We start from the raw sequence: 18110 nt of genomic DNA, 5'->3' as shown, positions 1-18110 counted from the left end.
AACGATTCATGCGCAGACTTCTTCTCCTTCGACACGGCAAAGCCGATAGACACTCCGCCGGCGGCGACCGGGAGCGACCGCTCACGCGGCGCGGACTCGAAGACTCGCGCCTGATCGGCGCTTTCCTCGCAGGCGAAGGCGTCACGCCCGATCTCGCGGTCGCCTCCAACGCCCGCCGCGCCAAGCAGACCCTGGAAAAGGTTCTCGAAGCCTTTCCCGGCCATGTCACCCATTTGATCGAAAACTCGATCTATCTCGCCTCGGTCGACCACTTGCTGGATACATTGAGACAGGCTCCCGAAAAAATCTCGACTCTCCTGGTGGTCGGGCATAATCCGGGATTCGCCGAGCTGGCCTGCGCGCTGGCGGGGACCGGCGCGAGGGAAAATCTGGCGCGCATGCAGGCCAAATTTCCCACCGGCGCCCTCGCCATTCTCGATTTTTCCGCCGGCGGCTGGGCCGACATAGATATGGGCGCAGCCAATCTCCATCGCTTCGTGACGCCGGCCGAGCTGCGCGGAGGCGAAGAAGACCCCGATTAGCGTATTTGCCGAGAGCGTCGGAAATGGTGCTCGAATCGCTGCTTGTTCTCTTGACCCTCGCTGCTCCCGGGGAAGCGCCGGTTCTCAGCGTCTGGCCGGGACCGCCGGGCGCGATCATCTCCAGGCCGGCCTATTCGCGCGAAGAGCGGGCGGTCGACAACTGGCGGATCGAAAGCGCGCTTTCCCTAGATGTTCCGCCCATCGGCGCGCTGCGTCAGGCTCTGGCCGCCGACTCGAACCCGCTTCCGCGCTGCGTGAAGCTCAATAATTACTGGTGCGTCAAGCATGCCGGCTGGAACGGCGAGATAACCGCCGATTCGGACGGGCATGTCGCTTTTTCCAGCGCGCAGCATGGAGCCGCCGCCGCGGCTCTGCTGCTCAAGCGCTATTATCTCGAATTCAAACGCCGCACTGCCCGCGAAATCGCCGCGCGCTGGGCTCCGGCGGAGTGCTGGGCCGCGCCGGTCAGAGCGGCGGTCAAAACCCCGGCATCCTCCCGGGAGGGGCTTTACCGCATGCTGCCGCAAAGGCCGCTGCCGATGGGCCTGGCCCCCCATGGATTGGCCAACACCCTCCGCGCACGCTGGCTCGCCGCTCATTCGCGAGGCGGCCCCCTCCCCATGAGCCGCGTTTCCGGTTCCGCGCGCGCGGCCGCGCTGGAGCTGGCTCCGGCGCCGGAGATCGCCCAGGGCATGGGAGAGCCGGCCCACAAGAAGCCGGCGATCCAGAACGACGCCGTTTCCGCCGGCCCGCCCGGCCTTGCCGCCGCGCCGGCGCCCGCCCTGGACTGCTCGGCCGAACTCGTCCGCATCGGCAATTACGCTTCGCATATCGCCGAAGGGGTCGTGAGCGGGCCGGATCAGGATCTGGCGCTTTTCGATCCAGCCGGCCAGCCGACAGAAAATCTTTCCAAGGTGATGGCCAATATGGCGGCCGTCGAGATCGGGCCCCTGCGGGCTCAGCCGGCCCTGATCGCCCGCGCCGTGGATCAATTGCGCCGCTCGGCGGCCGGCCAGAGCGAGACAAAATAGCATAGCCGCCGACCCGGCCCCGAAATGGTCCCGACTATCGCCGGAATCCGCCGCCCTTTCATGCTTTGTTCAGGCGCAGACCGGCATAGGATCGCCATGGCGCCTGTGCTAGAGCGACAGGCGGAAGTCGGGGCCTTTCCCCCGTCCTGCCTCTTTCATCGGATTAATCCAACATATGAACGATCTGCAGCAAAGCATCCGGCGGGAAACGCCCTCGGCTCGCGAGCGCGAAGGAGGCGAGTTTTTTGCAGCCCCCGGACCGAAACCCGCTCCCGCTATATTGCGCGGGCGGGAGATGCCTCATCTGCTGCAGGACGAACTGCTGTGCGAGATTTTCGCCGCGACCGTAGCGGCTTCGCCCGGCTCCATCGCGATGACGACGCTCGAGCGCCGCTTCACCTACCGCGAGGTCGATTTGCAGGCGGAGGCGATCGCCCATGGCCTGATCGAACGCGGAGTCGGCCCGGGCGAGGTCGTCGGCCTGTGGATGGCGCGGGGGCCCGAACTGCTGATCGCGCAGATCGCCATCGCCAAGACCGGAGCAGCATGGCTGCCATTCGACGCCGACGCGCCCGTCGAGCGCATCTCGGTCTGCCTCGCCGACGCCGAGGCGAAAGGCCTTCTGACCTCCAAGACCTTCGCCCGCAAGGCCGCGGGCGCGGTTCCGGCGCCGGTGCTGATCGATGAGGAAATCGCGGTTCTCGCCGGCGTTCCCCTGCCCGATCCGCGCGCCCGAGGCGCCACCCCGGACCATCCGGCCTATATGATCTACACTTCGGGATCGACCGGAACGCCCAAAGGCATCGTCATCACGGGCCGCAATATTTGCCACTATCTGCGGTCGGCGAACGAGATTTACGCCGTCGGCTCCGCGGACGTCGTGTTCCAGGGCGCCTCCGTCGCCTTCGATCTCTCGATGGAGGAAATCTGGATTCCCTATCTCGTCGGGGCGACCCTGTTCGTGGCGACCCCGGAAATCCTCGGCGAGACGGAACAGCTTCCCGATATTCTCGAAGAAGCCAATGTCACGGTTCTCGACACCGTGCCGACGCTTCTTGCGGTGCTGCCGCGCGAAGTGAAAACCTTGCGCACCATCATCCTCGGGGGCGAAGCCTGTCCGCCGGCGATCGTCGAGCGCTGGACCCGCATCGGCCGCACCATCTACAACAGCTACGGCCCGACCGAAGCGACCGTCGTCGCCACGGTCTCCGAGGTATGGCCGAAGGAGCCGGTGACGATCGGGACGCCGATTCCGAACTATACCTGCTACATCGTCAACGAGGAGCTGGAACTGGTCGGGCCCGGCGTCGAGGGCGAATTGCTGATCGGCGGCCCTGGCGTGGCGCGCGGCTATCTCAAGCGGGACGAACTCACCGTAGAAAAATTCATCGCCAATCCGTTCTCGCAGGAAAACGGCGATCCCGTTCTCTATCGTTCCGGCGACGCCGTCGCACTCGACCACAACGGCAATCTCGCCTTCCACGGACGCATCGACGACCAGATCAAGATCCGCGGCTTTCGCGTCGAACTCGGCGAGATCGAGGCGTCGCTGTCGAACCATCCCGCCGTGCGCCACGCCGCCGTCGTTCTGCGCCACGAGCGCGGCCTCGACGAGCTGGTCGCCTTCCTGACGCTCGACGGCGAGGGCAGGCCGGACCCGCAGGAGCTTCGCGCAAGGCTGCGCGAAACGCTTCCCCCCTATATGGTTCCTTCCCGCTTCGAGTTCATGGAAGCGCTGCCCAAGCTCTCTTCCGGCAAGGTGGACCGCAAGGCCTTGAAGCGCGTCGAGCTGACGGCGCCGGCCGGCGCCGATGAAGAGCAGGAGATCCCCCGCGACGACACCGAGGCGAAACTGCTGGAGGCGGCCAAACGCGTGCTCCCGCCCGGCGCAATTCCGTTCGACGCCGATTTCTTCACCGAACTCGGCGGCCACTCCCTGCTCGCGGCCCGCTTTGTCGGCGCCTTGCGCGAGACCCCCAGCCTCGCCTCGGTCACGCTGCAGGACCTCTACACCCACCGCACCCTGCGGGCGCTGGCCGCTCATCTCTCGGCCAGGGTAGAGCTGAACGCCGCCCCGGCCGATCTTTCCTTCAAGGCGCCGCCGCTGCTGCGCCGCTTCCTTTGCGGCCTCGCGCAGGCGGCGGCCCTGCCCTTCATCCTGGCCATCGTGACCGCGCAATGGCTCGGCGTGTTCGTCTCCTATCAGCTCATCACCAGCGTCGAAGCTTCACTGCTGGAAGAGTCCGTGGCGCTGCTCGGGGTCTATCTGTGCGTCAATCTCGCCACGGTGGCGGTGTCGATCATCGGCAAATGGCTGGTGATCGGCCGCACCAGGCCCGGGCGCTATCCGCTGTGGGGCGTCTACTACTACCGCTGGTGGCTCTCGCAGCGGCTGATCGGTCTCACCCACGCCAAATGGTTCCAGGTTTCGCCCCTGATGAACCTCTATCTGATCGCGCTGGGAGCCAAGGTGGGAGCCGACGCGCTCATCAGCGAATTCGACGCCGGCGCCATCGACCTCGTGACCATTGGCGCGGGCGCTTCGCTCGGCTCCAAGCTCAAGCTGTCCAACGCCCGGGTCGAAGGCGACGAGCTGATCATCGGAACCATCGAGATCGGCGCCGACGCCTATATCGGCTCGTCCTGCGCCATTGAGGACAATGTCGTGATCGGAGAGGGCGCTGCGCTCGAAGATCTGACCTCGCTGCCGTCCGGCGGTCGCGTCGGCGCGCATGAAGTCTGGAACGGCTCGCCCGCACGCAAGACCGGCATGGTGAACGAAGCGGAACTCGATGCGCCGGCGACCGCGGGGCCGATCCGCCGGCCGGTGATGACCTTCCTCTTCACCTTGCTGGTGCTGGCCATTCCGCCGCTCGGGCTGCTGCCTATCTTCCCGGCCTTCTATCTGTTCGACAAACTCGACGCATGGATGGGCATACCGGAGTCGAATCACCAGCTCTATCTTGCGGCGATTCCGCTTTTCGCCTGGCCGACGGCTTTCGTCCTGGTGCTGGTGACGGTGGCCTTCATCGTCGTCTTCCGCTGGGTGGTGATGCCGACGCGCGTGCGCGCGGGGGCCTATTCCGTGTGGTCCTGGTTCTACCTGCGCAAATGGGCGGTCGCTCTCGCGACCGAGGTGACGCTGGAGACGCTGTCGTCGCTGTTCGCCACGCTCTACATGCGCAGCTGGTACCGGATGATGGGCGCCCGCATCGGCAAGGACTCCGAAATCTCCACCAACCTTTCCGGCCGCTACGACATCGTCGAGATCGGCGAGAAATGCTTCATCGCCGACGAGGTCGTGCTCGGAGACGAGGACGTCAGGCGCGGATGGATGTATCTCAAACCGGTGAAGACCGGGGATCGCGTCTTTATCGGCAATGACGGCGTCGTGCCGCCGGGGGCCGAAATCCCCTCGGGAGCCCTCATCGGCATCAAATCGAAGCCGCCGGCCAACAGCGAATTGTCCGAGGGCGACACATGGTTCGGCTCGCCGCCCATAAAGCTCCCCGTCAGGCAGAAATTCGACGGCGGCGGCGCGAACTGGACCTATGAACCGCCGGCCTGGAGGAAGGTCATGCGCGCCGTCTATGAAGCGGTGAACGTGTCGATGCCGACCATGCTGTTCATGACATTCGGCACCTGGGCGGTGGAAAGCTTCGGCCCCTCCCTGCTCGAAGGCGAATATGCGACGCTCGCCGGACTGTTCATTCTCGACTCGGTGCTGATCTCGCTCGGCATGACCCTGTCCGTGGTCATCGTCAAATGGATCACCATGGGCCGTTACGAGCCGCAGGTGAAGCCGATGTGGTCCTTCTGGGCGATGCGGACCGAAGCCTGCGCCGTGCTCTATTGGGGCCTCGCCGGCAAGGTCATGCTCGAGCATCTGCGCGGCACGCCTTTCCTGCCCTGGATGCTGCGGCTCTTCGGCGCCAAATTCGGCAAGGGCGTGTTCATGGACATGACCGACCTCACCGAATTCGATTGCGTCGAGGTCGGCGATTATTGCGCCCTCAACGCGGTTTCGGCGCTGCAGACCCATCTCTATGAAGACCGGGTCATGAAGATCGGGCGGGTGCGCCTCGGCAAGGGCGTCACGGTCGGCGCCGGCTCGACGGTTCTCTACGACACCCATGTCGGGGACTATGCACGGCTCGGCCCCCTCACCGTGGTCATGAAAGGCGAAAGCCTGCCGCCGGATTCGAGATGGATCGGCGCTCCCGCAGAGCCGGCTTGAGTGAAGCCAACCCTTCCCCTCGTCCTGAGGGCCCGCATAGCGGGCGTCTCGAAGGACGGGGGAAAAAAGATCCTCGCCCTTCGAGACGGCCCCTTCGAGGCCTCCTCAGGACGAGGACTCTCTTCAGACTGGCAGGAAAGCGCGCCCTTTGCCCAATCCCCCGGTGTTAACCGCGGGTTACGCTCGCGTTCAAATATGTATCGCCCTGCCGAAAGCGTCGAGCACGCTTTCGTGCATCGCCTCGGAGAGCGTCGGATGCGGGAAGACGCTGTGCATCAGCTCTTCTTCCGTCGTCTCCAGATTCATCGCGATGACAAAACCCTGAATAAGCTCGGTCGCCTCGGCGCCGATGAGATGCGCGCCGAGCAGCCGCCCGGTCTTGGCGTCGAAGATGGTTTTGACCAGCCCGTCCGGCTCCCCGAGCGCAATGGCCTTGCCATTGGCGAGCAAGGGAAAGCGTCCGACCTTCACCTCGAAGCCCGCCTCTTTGGCCTTCTGCTCGGTGAGCCCCACCGATGCGATCTGGGGATGGCAATAGGTGCAGCCGGGAATGCGGCCCTTGTCGAGAGGATGGGGATTTTTGCCGGCGATCGCTTCGACGCAGACCACACCCTCATGCTCGGCCTTATGCGCCAGCATCGGGCCGCCGGCGACGTCGCCGATGGCGTAGACCCCGGCGACATTGGTTCGCCCGAAGCCATCGATGGCGATGACGCCACGCTCGATCTTGATGCCGAGTTCTTCGAGCCCAAGCCCTTCCGTGTTCGCGACGACTCCGGCTGCGGCCAGAACCCGCTCGGCCTCGATCTGGCGGCTCGCCCTATCGGCCCCGGTCAGCGTGGCGACGACGCTGTCGGCGCGCTTTTCCAGCCCTGAGACTTTGGTCCCGCTATGAATCGCGATGCCCTGCTTTTCAAAGCTTTTGCGCGCGAGCGCGGCGATCTCCTGATCTTCCGCCGGCAGGATCTGCGGCAGGGCCTCGACCAGAGTCACTTCCACGCCAAAGGTGCGATAAAACGAGGCGAACTCGACCCCGATCGCCCCCGCCCCCACCACCAGCAGGGATTTAGGCAAAGCCTCGGGCTTCAGCGCCTCGAAATAGGTCCAGATCCGCCGCCCGTCCGGTTCGAGCCCGGGCAGGACTCTGGGACGCGCGCCGGTCGCGACGATGATGTTCTTGGCCTGATAATCCCCCGGCCCCAGCGCCCCCTTGGGCAGAGGCGCCTGCGGCGTCATGGGGGCCTTTTTTGTCGGCTCCACCATCACCCGGCCGCCGCCGGAAAGGCGCGCCTCGCCGATGATGACGTCGACCTTGTTCTTTTTCAGAAGAAACCCGACGCCGGCGTTGAGACGCCCCGAAACCTGCCGCGAACGGGCGACGATTTTGGCGAGATCGAAAGACGGCGCCGGCTGGACCACAAGGCCGTAATCCGCGGCGTGGAGGGCGACGCGGAAAACATCGGCCGAGCGCAGCAGCGCCTTGGTCGGGATGCAGCCCCAATTGAGGCAGATGCCGCCGAGATGCTCGCGCTCGACGACGGCGGTCTTCAGCCCCAATTGGGCCGCCCTTATCGCGGCGACATAACCGCCGGGACCCGCGCCAATGACAATGAGATCATAGGGATCGGGCATGGCTGAGCCCCGTTTTGAATTTGGGATTCGCCCGCTTTTTGCGGCGCAAAATCAAGGATACTGCGCCAGCGAAATCAGGGCAACGGGCGAAGAGGAGGAGTGCAAAAATCAAAATATTTGGCAGACGAGGTCGTGAATTAGGTCGAAGTCATGCTCGCGTATGGCGAACAGTCCAAAGCATCGTTGGTAGCCCGAATTTTGGGCGCAAGAAGCGGAGTGCGGGTGCTAGGTCGATCCGACATAAGTGAATACTGCCACGACGACAAGGTTTAGGGCTTATGAACGACAGGCACATACGAATTGAACCCTCGATTTTATATTTCGGAACGCCGGTCGTTCTCATCAGCACAAGTAACGAGGATGGAAGCTCGAACATCGCGCCGATGTCTTCAGCCTTCTGGCTGGGATGGCGATGCGTGCTTGGCATTGGTTCTTCGTCGAAGACAGCGGAGAACATGATCCGCACCGGCGAATGCGTCCTGAATCTGCCCTCCGTCGATGAAGTCGGAGCGGTCAATCGTCTGGCCCTTCTGACCGGCGCCAACCCGGTTCCCAGTTCAAAGGCGGCAAGGGGCTACAGCTACGAACCGAAAAAGTTTGAGATCGCGGGGTTGACGCAAATCAACTCGGAAACTGTCTCGGCGCCCAGAGCAATGGAATGTCCGGTGCAGATGGAAGCGGTCGTCTCCGCGTGGCATGGTTTGGGGGAAGACAGCCCTTTGAAAGGGACGCTCTCCGTATTCGAAGTTCGAATTCGGCGCGTGTACGCGGCGCCAGAGATCATGATGGAGGGAACCCGGAACCGGATCGACCCGGACAAGTGGCGACCGCTGATCATGAGTTTTCAAAAATTCTATGGACTTGCCCCGAAGCAGGTCCATGAATCGCTTCTTGGAGAAATTCCGGAGGCGCTCTACCGCAGCCCTGACGTGGATCGGGCGAAGTTGGAATCATTCAGAATATGACCTCGAGAAACAAATCGCGGGACAATTCGAGATGATTCTTCTCGCAGAACCGAGTGGTCCGCCGACCGAGCGGGACCCACGCTGGAAAAGTATCGTCAATCGTGATGCGGCTATGGATGGCGCGTTTGTCTACGCTGTCAAAACAACCGGTGTCTATTGCCGCCCGTCTTGCCCGTCCCGCACCGCCAAGCCGAGGAACGTCCGTTTCTACGCCTCATCGGTCGAGGCGGAAGCGGCCGGCTTCCGCGCGTGCCAGCGATGCAATCCAAAAGGAAAATCGCCGGCGCAAGCCATTGCCGCCATTGTGGCGGAGGCATGCCGGCAGATCGAACTGGCGGACGAATTGCCGAGTCTCGATGAACTGGCGGCTACGGTTGGCATGAGCACTTTCCATTTTCATCGTCAGTTCAAGGCAATCACCGGCCTAACGCCCAAAGCCTACGGCGCGGCGCTCCGCGCAAAGAAAGTTCGGGCCGAACTCAGCGACGCGGAAATGAGTGTGACTAAGGCGATCTACAGCGCCGGTTTCAATTCGGGCAGCCGCTTCTATGAACAATCGAATGCGATGCTCGGCATGACGCCCACAGCGTTTAAGCGAGGGGGCGAAGATATCGATATTCGTTTTGCGGTTGGACAGTGTTCGCTCGGCGCCATTCTGGTCGCTTGCACCGACAAAGGAATCTGCGCCATCACGTTAGGCGACGATCCCGACAAGCTCATCCACGATTTACAGGATCGCTTCCCAAAGGCCGGACTGATCGGCGGCGACGGCGACTTCGAGCAACTCGTGGCTCGGGTGGTCGGCTTCGTCGAGGAGCCTCGAACAGGCCTCGATCTGCCGCTCGATATACGCGGCACGGCCTTCCAGCAGCGCGTCTGGCAAGCGCTACGAGAAATTCCGATTGGGCAAACCGCGAGCTATGCGGAAATCGCCTCCCGCATCGGAGAACCCAAAGCCGCCCGCGCCGTGGCGCTGGCCTGCGGTGCGAATCCGGTGGCAGTTGCCATCCCTTGTCATCGCGTCATCAAGAACGACGGCTCGCTCTCAGGCTATCGCTGGGGCGTGGAGCGGAAGCGCGCGCTGCTCGAAAAGGAAGTGACGACATGAGCAATCTGTTCGCCGCAATCGTGCAGACGTGCAAAACCTAAGATTCGCAACAACCGCCCAGTTCCTTAAAATCGGGCACTTCCGGCGGGCAAACGACTGTTGCGAAAGTTCGGGCGCCCCCGCCCCTGCCCCGTCAGCACGACTTTGCTCGCCTATCCTTTCAACGCCCGCCAATATCGGAGCGAGTTCGCCGCCGGGCGCCTCTCCAACCGAAAGGCGCACGCCCACCGGGGCTTGGCGCTCATGGAGCGGCTTGTGAAAGATGATGCGTGCTTGGAAACGGCGTTGCGGATATTCTCGGCTGGTGGGTAAGCCTGAAGGCCGGCCATCGCCGATCACGAAACTGGCACGCAAAACTCGGCCGCGGGGTCCCGTTTGGAATCCCCCTTTTTGATCGACGCGCCCGAAAACGCGAAAGCCCCGATGGCGGGGCCAGCTTCGCGCAAATTATATGCGCCGATGTACGTTCAGGGCGCGGAGCCGGTTTGACAAATGCAACAGGATCTGAACACGCGTCGTATAGAGGCGTTCAGCGACGGCATTTTTTCTATCGCCATAACGCTTCTGGTTCTGGAAATAAAAGTGCCAAGCGCTGATATGGTTCAAAGACACGGCCTGGCGCTGTCTCTAATTTATATCTGGCCAAGCTATTTAGCCTATATAATATCGTTTGCAACAATACTCGTGATTTGGGCGCATCATCACTGGGTATATTCCGCCATCAAAAAATCAGATCTCAAACTAATCTATTGGAACGGCCTATTATTGCTGTTTGTGACCTTCGTTCCATTCCCAACGGGCCTGCTTGCTGAGTATCTCCTGCATTCTGAAGCCAAGGTAGCGACGAGTTTATACACGGGAACGTTCCTGGCAATATCGTTGTCTTTTCATGGGCTGTGGCGCCATGCGTCCGCCAACGAAAAACTTCTCGGTTCCGAGACCAAAAATGCGACGCGCATTACATATCATTACAGGCTCGCCCCGATTTTCTATTTCGCATCGTTCATATCTTCATTTTATTCGGAAGCGACGGGTATTGCGTTGTGTCTCCTGTCGGCGCTTTATTTTGCGGTTGGCGGTTGGCCCAGGAGTTGATTTATTCCCCGTGTCCATGCCGATGATGGATATCCGGGAAATGGGGGTGGCTGTGCACCATTGCGGCATGGCGGTGCCTGTGGGTGTGTGGCTCCTCGACCGGAACACCCTCTTCATGCAAATGCTGGTGATGTTCGTCGTGGCGGTGGCTGTGCTCGTGCTCGAAATCCTCGTGCATATGCTCATGCTCGTGCCGCTCGGTCAGATGCAGCCAGAGGCCGAGCGCCATCAGGCCGCCCGCCACGACAAGCCGCACGCTTAGCGGCTCATGGAGAAGCGCCAGCGCCAAAATCGCCCCGATGAAGGGCGCGAGCGAGAAATAGGCTCCGGTGCGCGCGGTTCCGAGATGCCGCAAGGCCAGAACGAATAAAACGAGGCTGACCCCGTAACCCAAAAAGCCGACGCTCAAAACCGCGACAACGACGCCGATGGAAGGGAGCGACGCGCCGAGCGCAGAGGCGAGCGCCAGATTGACCGTCCCCGCCACCAGCCCCTTGAGCATGGCGATCTGCACCGGATCGGCCGAGGAGAGTTTGCGGGTCAGATTATTGTCGATGCCCCAGCAGACGCAGGCGCCGGCGATCAGCAAGGCGCCCCAATCCATTGACGCGCTGCCCTGCCAAGACAAAAGCGCCGCGCCCGCCAGAATAGAAAAGGCGCCCACCAGCAGGCGTCTGTCGACATTTTCATGAAAGGCCAGCCAGGCGATCGCCATCGTGGCCAAGCCTTCGAGATTGAGCAGCAGCGAAGCATTGGCGGCGCTGGTTCGCGCCAGTCCGAACATCAAAAACAAGGGGCCGAGAAGCCCGCCGGCCGTAATGACCGCGCCAAGCCAGGGCAGATCGGATTTGCGCAGCGGCGCTTCGGCGATGCCGTTGCCAGACGCCCGCCGCCAGATCTCGACCGCTGCAAGGCCAACCCCAGCCCCGAGATAAAGCAGCCCCGCCATCAGCCAGGGGCTCACGCTCCCCAGGAGAATTTTGGCCAAGGGCGTGCTCGCGCCAAACAGCGCGGCGGAGAGAAGGGCGAGCAGGATTCCGATGTGCATGTTCACGTAATATCAGAAAGGCGCGCGGGATGGAGGGGGGGGTGAACCCGCGCGTGACGAGTTCAATAAACCCAAATATCGTTGGCGACATACCTGGGTTATACTTATTCTATATTAAAATCAGCGCCATAGTATTAACAGTAATGCAGTCAGATAAATTTTGGTTGTTATTCGATACTAGCGCAGAATTCGTTGGGGTTGCACTGCGAGCAAAGGAGAATATTTTTAATACATTCAATCTGGAAACTCGTGGAGCGGTTATTTTGTTCACGCGAAGCAACGCAGTTGGCTTCTCTTTGACGAAAGCGGTGAATGGAGTGGTTTTACGACTTGAGCAACAGTAGGCTGACATGAGCTGGACAGGAGACCGCCCTCCTGCCACCGCCCCCTCACCTTCTCCTAAAAATCAGCACCCTGTTCGAATTGGTGCCCTTGGCGTTATTGGCGACGCCCCAGCAATGGCTGGTCTTGGTGAACTTTTGCGCGTTTATCAGGACCAACGGCTTTTCGAACGGCAGTCCTTCGACCGCCTGCCACACGAGCCGCTCCAGCGCGATCCTGCCGCCGCGCACCTCGCCGACCTCGAAAGCCACATGCCCGCCCGGCGCGACCACGCGCGCAAAGTCGATGAAGCAATCGCGCACCATGTCGGCCCAGGCGGCCTCGCTGCGATGGGTCGAAATCCTCACCGCGCTCGTGTCGATCCCGGCGAACCAATTGCGCAGCCAATTGTCGGCGGCATATTGAACAATGTCCAAAAAGGGCGGCGAGGTCACGATCAGCCTCACCGAACCATCTGCGATCGAAGCGGCCTTTGCGGCGTCGCCTGTGATGAGGAGCGGCGCCGGATGGGCCGGCGGCGCGCCTTCGGACAGCAGCGCCTGCGATTTTTTCACAATCAAGGCGGCGACATCCCGGACCGGCGGCGTCTGCTTGCGTCTGGCGTTGATCTTCAATTGCGCTTCCACCGAAACCGCCTGATTGGGCGGCATGGTGTAGACCGAAAAAAACCCCGGCGAATGGCCGGTGAGGCGATTGATCGCAACCATTCGGATCCAGTCGTCGGCGGGGTCCGGCTCTCCCCCGAGCGGGGCGTGAGCCAGCAGCCAGCGTCTCAGCGCGCAAATCTGGCGCAACGTCTCGGGATGATAAAAAGCCAGGAGATCCTTGCGCTCGACGCCCACGCAGTTCCAGTCGATCGCCGAGAGGCGCTCCTGCACCGCTTCGATCGAGGGCGGCCGCAGGCGCGGCCGCACCAGCAGAACCGACAAGGGATTGACGTCATTGCCGACCGGCGCCCTGCCCTGCAACGCGGCCTGCAACACCGTGGTGCCGCGCCCCATGAAGGGGTCATAGACCTTTTCGCCCGGCGCGGTGAGGCGCGAGACGAAGAACTCCGGAAGCTGCGGCTTGAAACAGGCCCGATAGCTGACCTCGTGCAGCGCATGGGCCTGACGCTGTCCGGCGGTCCAGAACTCGTTTACAAAGTGAGAAACGCCGTCCTCGACATATTCAACCGTTTGGGCGCCGAAGCCGTCGAATCCGCGCAAAAATTCGGCGAGAGAAGAAAGCGCCTGTGTCGCCTTCCGCCCGCGCGACGACATGGCGTCAATCGCCGCTCTGGGAGCCGCGCGCCCAGGCTTCCGAAGTTTGTATGATGAAATCGGCGAGGCGTTTTGCTTCGATTGCGGCGCGAAGGCCAGCCATCAGCTCCTGATAATAAGCGACATTGATCTGCGTGAGCAGCATCATGCCCAGAATTTCTCCGGCCTTGAACAAATGATGCAAATAGGCGCGGGAATAATTGCGCGCCGCGGGGCAGGAAGATTCAGGATCGAGCGGCGATGAATCTTCCGCGTGTCGCGCATTCATCAGATTGATCTTGCCGAAGCGGGTATAGGCGAGGCCGTGGCGGCCCGCGCGCGTGGGCATCACGCAATCGAACATATCGACGCCGCGCGCCACCGCTTTCACAATATCGTCCGGCGTGCCGACGCCCATCAGATAATGCGGCTTATTTGCCGGAAGATACGGCATCACCGTCTCCAGCATCTCCAGCATGACCTCTTGCGGCTCGCCCACCGCGAGGCCCCCAATGGCGAGGCCGTGGAAATCCATCTCGCTCAGCGCGCGAGCGCTTTCGATGCGCAAAGATTTCACCGCGCCGCCCTGCACGATGCCGAACACCGCCTGACCGCGCGCGCTGTCGAAGGCTTTCCGCGAGCGCTCCGCCCAGCGCAAGGAAAGCCGCATGGCGCGCTCGGCCTCGGCGTCGCTGCAAGGCAGGCGCACGCATTCGTCGAATTGCATCTGGATGTCGGAGCCGAGCAGCGCCTGAATCTCCATCGAGCGCTCGGGAGTCAAAACATGTTTCGAGCCGTCGATATGGGATTGAAAGGTGACGCCGTCCTCGTTGAGCTTACGCAGCTTTGCCAGCGACATCACCTGAAAGCCGCCGGAATCGGTCAATATCGGATAAGGCCAGCGCATGAAATGATGCAGGCCGCCGAGACGGGCGATGCGCTCTGCCCCGGGACGCAGCATCAGATGATAGACATTGCCGAGCAATATGTCGGCGCCAGCGGCGCGAACGTCCTCGACGAACATGGCTTTGACGGTGGCGGCGGTGCCGACCGGCATGAAGGCGGGCGTGCGAATGACGCCGCGCGGCGTTGTTATCTCGCCCTTGCGCGCGGCGCCGTCGGTAGCCTGAACCTCGAAAGAAAAGCCCTGTGTCATTTACGGCCGTCCTTGGCGCCGAGCTCGGCGATCTTCACGATTTTATATTCCCCGCTGTCGGTTTCGTTCCAGCGCACGGTAAAACAGGCGCCGACCGCGATTTTTGTGTCGCGCAAGTTCGCGCTCCATTTTAGCTCGCAAGCGGCGCCGAAATCTATCTCGCCGCTGCGGCGCAGGACAAATGGCCGGCGGGCCTCGCCGTCGAGATCGAAGGCGCCGAAGACGTCCCAGGTGGAAGTCATCAATCCGGTCGCCACATCGATGCGCAGATCGACGGTGAGCGGCGCCTCTCTCGGGTCGTCGCGCCACAGCGCCAGCACGCGCACGTCGCGATGATCGCTCATGCCCGATACAACAATGAGGCGTCGCCGTAGGAATAGAAACGATAGCCCTGCGCGATGGCGTGGGCATAGGCCGCTTTCATCCGATCCACGCCGCAGAAGGCGCAGACCAGCATGAACAGCGTGGAGCGCGGCAGATGGAAATTGGTGAGCAGCACATCCACCGCGCGGAACTTATATCCCGGCGTGATGAAAATATTGGTGCGCGCGCTATAGGCCTTCAGCTCTCCGTTCTCGTCCGCCGCGCTTTCGAGACAGCGCAGAGCGGTGGTGCCGACGGCGAAGATACGCCCGCCGCGAGTGCGGATCTCGTTCAGCGCAGCGGCGGTTTCCGCGCTCAGAACGGCGTGCTCATAATGCATTTGATGATCGGCTGTGTCTTCCGCTTTGACGGGTAGAAAAGTGCCGGCGCCGACATGCAGAGTCACGTTGTGGATGCGCGCGCCCGCGGCTTCAATCGCCGAAAGCAGTTCCGGCGTGAAGTGCAGCCCCGCGGTCGGCGCCGCCACCGCGCCAGCCTCGCGCGCAAACAGGGTCTGGTAATCGGAATCGTCCGAGGCGTCGACCGCCCTCTTGCCGGCAATGTAGGGAGGCAGCGGCATGGCGCCCAAATCCTCGATCGCCTGATCGAGAAGCTCGCCGGAAAGGTCGAACCTCAGCGTCACTTCGCCGTTGTCGCCCCTCTCTTCGACAATGGCCTTGAGGGCTCCAGCCCACCCCGCCGCTTCGCGGCGACCCTCCCCCTCAAGGGGAGGGTTAACGCCCTTCGCCTGATCCTTGACGAAACAGACCTGCTCGCCGAGGCCGAGCTTTTTGGCGGGCTTCGCCATGGCGCGCCAGCAATTGCCGCCGAGGCGCTCGATCAGCGTGACCTCTACCCGCGCCTTGTTCTCGCCGCGAAGGCGGAAGCCCGACAGGCGCGCCCGCACGACGCGCGTATCGTTGATGACGAGCGCGTCGCCCGGTCGCAAGAAGGAGGGAAGATCGCGGACGATCCTGTCTTCGAACGGCGCCGCCCCAGGGGGAACCACAAGCATGCGCGAACTGTCCCGCGGCGCGGAAGGCCGCAAGGCGATGCGTTCTTGAGGAAGTTCGAAGTCGAAAAGGTCGACGCGCATGAGGGCTTTTATAGCGTGTGCGAGGCGCCGTGACCTAGGCCGTCATTGCGAGCGAAGCGAAGCAATCCAGGACCAAAACGAACAACAGACCGCGTTGACGACAGCAAATCGCAATCCCGGAAAAAACCTGCTCGAGCAATTCTGGATTGCTTCGCTTCGCTCGCAATGACGGCGGCGGCGCCATCGCTATCATGGGATTTGAATGCGCGAGGTGAGCCACGATCATCCGATCGCGGCTCCTCCGGCGAGGCTCAGCTCAGGGTCGCCTTGACGATCTTGTCGGGATCGCGCACCGGCTCGCCGCGCTTGATCTTGTCGACATTCTCCATGCCGGAGATCACTTCGCCCCACACCGTATATTGCTTGTCGAGGAAGCGGGCGTCGGTGAAGCAGATGAAGAACTGCGAATTGGCGGTGTCGGGATGGGAAGCGCGCGCCATCGAGCAGGTTCCGCGCACATGCGGCGCGTCGTTGAATTCCTGCGCGAGATTGGGATATTTCGAGCCGCCCATGCCGGTGCCATGGGGGCAGCCGGTCTGGGCCATGAAGCCGTCGATCACGCGATGGAACACGATGCCATCGTAAAAGCCCTCGGAGACCAGTTGCTTGATCCGAGCGACATGGTTCGGCGCGAGATCGGGCCGGAGCTTGATCACGACATCGCCTTTGGTGGTCTCGAGCGTCAGCGTATTGCCTGCGTCGGTCATTTATTCCCCTTCCTTGAAACGAAGCTCCCGCCGGAGGCGCCGGCGGGAGGAATGAGTGGTCTCAGCTCTCGTCGCCGGCGACGCGCAGCTTGACGATCTTGTCCGGGTCCTTCGGCGGCTCGCCGCGCTTGATCTTGTCGATGAACTCCATGCCCGAGACGACCTCGCCCCAGACCGTGTATTGCTCTTCGAGATAGCGGGCGGGCGCAAAGCAGATGAAGAACTGGCAATTGGCGGAGTCGTTGTCCGGTCCGCGGGCCATGCCCACCGTGCCGCGCAGGAACTTCTCTTTCGAGAATTCCCCGGGGATGTTGGGCAGCTTGGACTTGCCCGTTCCAGTTCCGGTGGGGTCGCCGGTCTGGGCCATAAAGCCGTCGATCACGCGGTGAAACGGCACGCCGTCATAGAAATGCTGCTTGGCCAGGGTCTCGATCTGCGCGACATGCTTGGGGGCGATGTCGGGGCGCATCTTGATGACGGTCCGGCCATAGACGGTGTCGAGATAGAGCAGCTTGTCTTCTGCCTTCGCGGCGGTCGCGCCCATCAGGGCCGCGGCCGAGGCGCCGGCGACGAAATTGCGGCGATCTAATTTCATGCAGCCTCCCTCACTTTTTATTGCCGTCGACCTTTAGCGCTCGCATGAGCGCGGCGACGGATTGCGCCGGCGCAAAGCCGGTAATATCGCCCCCGAGGGCGGCGATCTGGCGCACCAGCGTTCCGCTGATATGCCGCACGCTGCTGGAAGCAGGAATAAAAACCGTGGTCACTTCCGGCGCCATGGCGGAATTCATCCCCGCCATCTGCATTTCATAATCGAAATCGGCGCCGTCGCGCAAACCGCGGATGATCGCCCCTGCCCGCTGCTCGCGGGCGGCGTCCACGGCGAGGCCTTTGAAACTGACGACATCGAACTGGCAGGGCGAGTTCAGCCCGGCGCAGGCGCCGAGGATGATTTCGGCGCGCTCCTCGAAGCTCAAAACCGGCTTTTTGCCCGGATGCACGCCGATGGCGATGACCAGACGATCGAACAGCCCCGCCCCCTGGCGGATGACATCGAGATGGCCGTTGGTCAGCGGATCGAAGGAGCCGGTGTAGATGGCGGCGCGGGATGCGGCGGAGGTCATGGGACGCTTATAGGGGATTTTGGCGGGGGGTGGGAGGGGCGGGACAATGCTCTTCGCCCGATCGCCCGGGGCCAGACCGTAAATTCTGTGGCTTTTTGCCGGGGGTTCGACCAGAATACAGGCGAACCACATAGAACCGCCAAACCGAACGAGCAATTCGATGTCCGCAGCCTTTACCGTCCGCCTCGATGAGGCGACGCTCTGCGCGCTCGACCAACTTGCCGAAAAAATCGAGCGCTCGCGCAACTGGCTTGCTGCCAAAGCGATCGAGGATTACATCGCGCTCAACGCTTGGCAGGTCGCCAAGATAGAGGCCGGCATCGCGGCCGCGGATCGCGGAGAATTTGCGAGCGACGATGAGCTTGCGCGCGTGCGGAAGAAATTTACGAGCAAGGAATGAGGCTGCGCTGGACGGTTTAGCCA

Annotated in this window: 16 protein-coding genes; 7 read left to right on the top strand and 9 right to left on the bottom strand. The window is 62.3% G+C overall.

Annotation, left to right across the window (positions count from 1 at the left end):
* Positions 1 to 8: 8 nt before the first annotated feature.
* The 3 genes from H2LOC_RS02035 to H2LOC_RS02025 all read left to right on the top strand — a co-directional run bounded on the left by H2LOC_RS02035 (position 9) and on the right by H2LOC_RS02025 (position 5810).
* Positions 9 to 542: a SixA phosphatase family protein gene (locus H2LOC_RS02035; protein WP_136494865.1), complete on the top strand. Its 534-nt coding sequence runs from the start codon at positions 9 to 11 to the stop codon at positions 540 to 542.
* Positions 543 to 565: 23 nt separating this feature from the next.
* A complete protein-coding gene (locus tag H2LOC_RS02030) occupies positions 566 to 1573 on the top strand; it encodes a hypothetical protein (protein WP_136494864.1) in 1008 nt (335 codons plus the stop codon).
* Between the two features lie 175 nt (positions 1574 to 1748).
* Positions 1749 to 5810, top strand: a complete 4062-nt coding sequence (locus tag H2LOC_RS02025; RefSeq protein WP_202620512.1) for a Pls/PosA family non-ribosomal peptide synthetase — start codon at positions 1749 to 1751, stop codon at positions 5808 to 5810.
* Positions 5811 to 5999: 189 nt separating this feature from the next.
* On the opposite strand, the gene lpdA is transcribed toward H2LOC_RS02025, so the two are convergent.
* Complete coding sequence (lpdA, locus tag H2LOC_RS02020; RefSeq protein ID WP_136494863.1) at positions 6000 to 7442, bottom strand: dihydrolipoyl dehydrogenase; 1443 nt, start codon at positions 7440 to 7442, stop codon at positions 6000 to 6002.
* 278 nt (positions 7443 to 7720) lie between these two features.
* Between lpdA and H2LOC_RS02015 the strand changes: the two genes are divergently transcribed.
* From H2LOC_RS02015 to H2LOC_RS02005, 3 genes are all read left to right on the top strand, one after another.
* Complete coding sequence (locus H2LOC_RS02015; RefSeq protein WP_136494862.1) at positions 7721 to 8407, top strand: flavin reductase family protein; 687 nt, start codon at positions 7721 to 7723, stop codon at positions 8405 to 8407.
* A 31-nt stretch (positions 8408 to 8438) separates the two neighbouring features.
* Positions 8439 to 9515, top strand: coding sequence for a bifunctional DNA-binding transcriptional regulator/O6-methylguanine-DNA methyltransferase Ada (gene ada / locus H2LOC_RS02010; protein WP_136494861.1), 1077 nt, complete (start codon positions 8439 to 8441; stop codon positions 9513 to 9515).
* Positions 9516 to 10007: 492 nt separating this feature from the next.
* Positions 10008 to 10610 (top strand): TMEM175 family protein, encoded by a 603-nt coding sequence (locus tag H2LOC_RS02005; RefSeq protein WP_136494860.1) that lies wholly within the window; start codon positions 10008 to 10010, stop codon positions 10608 to 10610.
* A 1-nt stretch (position 10611) separates the two neighbouring features.
* On the opposite strand, the gene H2LOC_RS02000 is transcribed toward H2LOC_RS02005, so the two are convergent.
* The 8 genes from H2LOC_RS02000 to coaD form a co-directional block, all read right to left on the bottom strand.
* On the bottom strand, positions 10612 to 11658 hold the full coding sequence (locus tag H2LOC_RS02000) for a DMT family transporter (protein ID WP_136494859.1): 1047 nt from the start codon (positions 11656 to 11658) through the stop codon (positions 10612 to 10614).
* A gap of 389 nt (positions 11659 to 12047) precedes the next feature.
* Complete coding sequence (locus tag H2LOC_RS01995) at positions 12048 to 13262, bottom strand: DNA methyltransferase (protein ID WP_136494858.1); 1215 nt, start codon at positions 13260 to 13262, stop codon at positions 12048 to 12050.
* 4 nt (positions 13263 to 13266) lie between these two features.
* Complete coding sequence (gene tgt / locus H2LOC_RS01990; protein WP_136494857.1) at positions 13267 to 14397, bottom strand: tRNA guanosine(34) transglycosylase Tgt; 1131 nt, start codon at positions 14395 to 14397, stop codon at positions 13267 to 13269.
* A complete protein-coding gene (locus tag H2LOC_RS01985) occupies positions 14394 to 14741 on the bottom strand; it encodes a hypothetical protein (protein WP_136494856.1) in 348 nt (115 codons plus the stop codon). The genes tgt and H2LOC_RS01985 overlap by 4 nt, the downstream gene beginning before the upstream one ends.
* A complete protein-coding gene (gene queA / locus H2LOC_RS01980) occupies positions 14738 to 15856 on the bottom strand; it encodes a tRNA preQ1(34) S-adenosylmethionine ribosyltransferase-isomerase QueA (RefSeq protein ID WP_136494855.1) in 1119 nt (372 codons plus the stop codon). Before queA ends, H2LOC_RS01985 begins: the two co-directional genes overlap by 4 nt.
* 251 nt (positions 15857 to 16107) lie before the next feature.
* Positions 16108 to 16563 carry a peptidylprolyl isomerase gene (locus H2LOC_RS01975; protein ID WP_136494854.1) on the bottom strand — a complete coding sequence of 152 codons (456 nt, stop codon included), beginning with the start codon at positions 16561 to 16563 and terminating at the stop codon, positions 16108 to 16110.
* 61 nt (positions 16564 to 16624) lie between these two features.
* Positions 16625 to 17158, bottom strand: a complete 534-nt coding sequence (locus H2LOC_RS01970) for a peptidylprolyl isomerase (RefSeq protein ID WP_136494853.1) — start codon at positions 17156 to 17158, stop codon at positions 16625 to 16627.
* Positions 17159 to 17168: 10 nt separating this feature from the next.
* Entirely contained in the window at positions 17169 to 17687 is a 519-nt protein-coding gene (gene coaD / locus H2LOC_RS01965; RefSeq protein ID WP_136494852.1) for a pantetheine-phosphate adenylyltransferase, read from the bottom strand.
* A gap of 160 nt (positions 17688 to 17847) precedes the next feature.
* Between coaD and H2LOC_RS01960 the strand changes: the two genes are divergently transcribed.
* On the top strand, positions 17848 to 18087 hold the full coding sequence (locus tag H2LOC_RS01960; protein WP_136494851.1) for a CopG family ribbon-helix-helix protein: 240 nt from the start codon (positions 17848 to 17850) through the stop codon (positions 18085 to 18087).
* Positions 18088 to 18110: the final 23 nt, after the last annotated feature.

It is taken from the genome of Methylocystis heyeri, from assembly GCF_004802635.2.
In the GTDB taxonomy this organism is placed as follows: Bacteria; Pseudomonadota; Alphaproteobacteria; order Rhizobiales; family Beijerinckiaceae; genus Methylocystis; species Methylocystis heyeri.
The sequence above is the reverse complement of the archived record's forward strand: the minus strand, read 5'-3'. Positions and strand labels throughout refer to the sequence as shown.

What these genes read in the sequence shown, in the direction of transcription:
- H2LOC_RS02035 (WP_136494865.1), top strand. Translation starts at nt 9, where the DNA reads ATGCGCAGACTTCTTCTCCTTCGACACGGCAAAGCCGATAGACACTCC.
- H2LOC_RS02030 (WP_136494864.1), top strand. Translation starts at nt 566, where the DNA reads ATGGTGCTCGAATCGCTGCTTGTTCTCTTGACCCTCGCTGCTCCCGGG.
- H2LOC_RS02025 (WP_202620512.1), top strand. Translation starts at nt 1,749, where the DNA reads ATGAACGATCTGCAGCAAAGCATCCGGCGGGAAACGCCCTCGGCTCGC.
- lpdA (WP_136494863.1), bottom strand. Translation starts at nt 7,442, where the DNA reads ATGCCCGATCCCTATGATCTCATTGTCATTGGCGCGGGTCCCGGCGGT.
- H2LOC_RS02015 (WP_136494862.1), top strand. Translation starts at nt 7,721, where the DNA reads ATGAACGACAGGCACATACGAATTGAACCCTCGATTTTATATTTCGGA.
- ada (WP_136494861.1), top strand. Translation starts at nt 8,439, where the DNA reads ATGATTCTTCTCGCAGAACCGAGTGGTCCGCCGACCGAGCGGGACCCA.
- H2LOC_RS02005 (WP_136494860.1), top strand. Translation starts at nt 10,008, where the DNA reads ATGCAACAGGATCTGAACACGCGTCGTATAGAGGCGTTCAGCGACGGC.
- H2LOC_RS02000 (WP_136494859.1), bottom strand. Translation starts at nt 11,658, where the DNA reads ATGCACATCGGAATCCTGCTCGCCCTTCTCTCCGCCGCGCTGTTTGGC.
- H2LOC_RS01995 (WP_136494858.1), bottom strand. Translation starts at nt 13,262, where the DNA reads ATGTCGTCGCGCGGGCGGAAGGCGACACAGGCGCTTTCTTCTCTCGCC.
- tgt (WP_136494857.1), bottom strand. Translation starts at nt 14,397, where the DNA reads ATGACACAGGGCTTTTCTTTCGAGGTTCAGGCTACCGACGGCGCCGCG.
- H2LOC_RS01985 (WP_136494856.1), bottom strand. Translation starts at nt 14,741, where the DNA reads ATGAGCGATCATCGCGACGTGCGCGTGCTGGCGCTGTGGCGCGACGAC.
- queA (WP_136494855.1), bottom strand. Translation starts at nt 15,856, where the DNA reads ATGCGCGTCGACCTTTTCGACTTCGAACTTCCTCAAGAACGCATCGCC.
- H2LOC_RS01975 (WP_136494854.1), bottom strand. Translation starts at nt 16,563, where the DNA reads ATGACCGACGCAGGCAATACGCTGACGCTCGAGACCACCAAAGGCGAT.
- H2LOC_RS01970 (WP_136494853.1), bottom strand. Translation starts at nt 17,158, where the DNA reads ATGAAATTAGATCGCCGCAATTTCGTCGCCGGCGCCTCGGCCGCGGCC.
- coaD (WP_136494852.1), bottom strand. Translation starts at nt 17,687, where the DNA reads ATGACCTCCGCCGCATCCCGCGCCGCCATCTACACCGGCTCCTTCGAT.
- H2LOC_RS01960 (WP_136494851.1), top strand. Translation starts at nt 17,848, where the DNA reads ATGTCCGCAGCCTTTACCGTCCGCCTCGATGAGGCGACGCTCTGCGCG.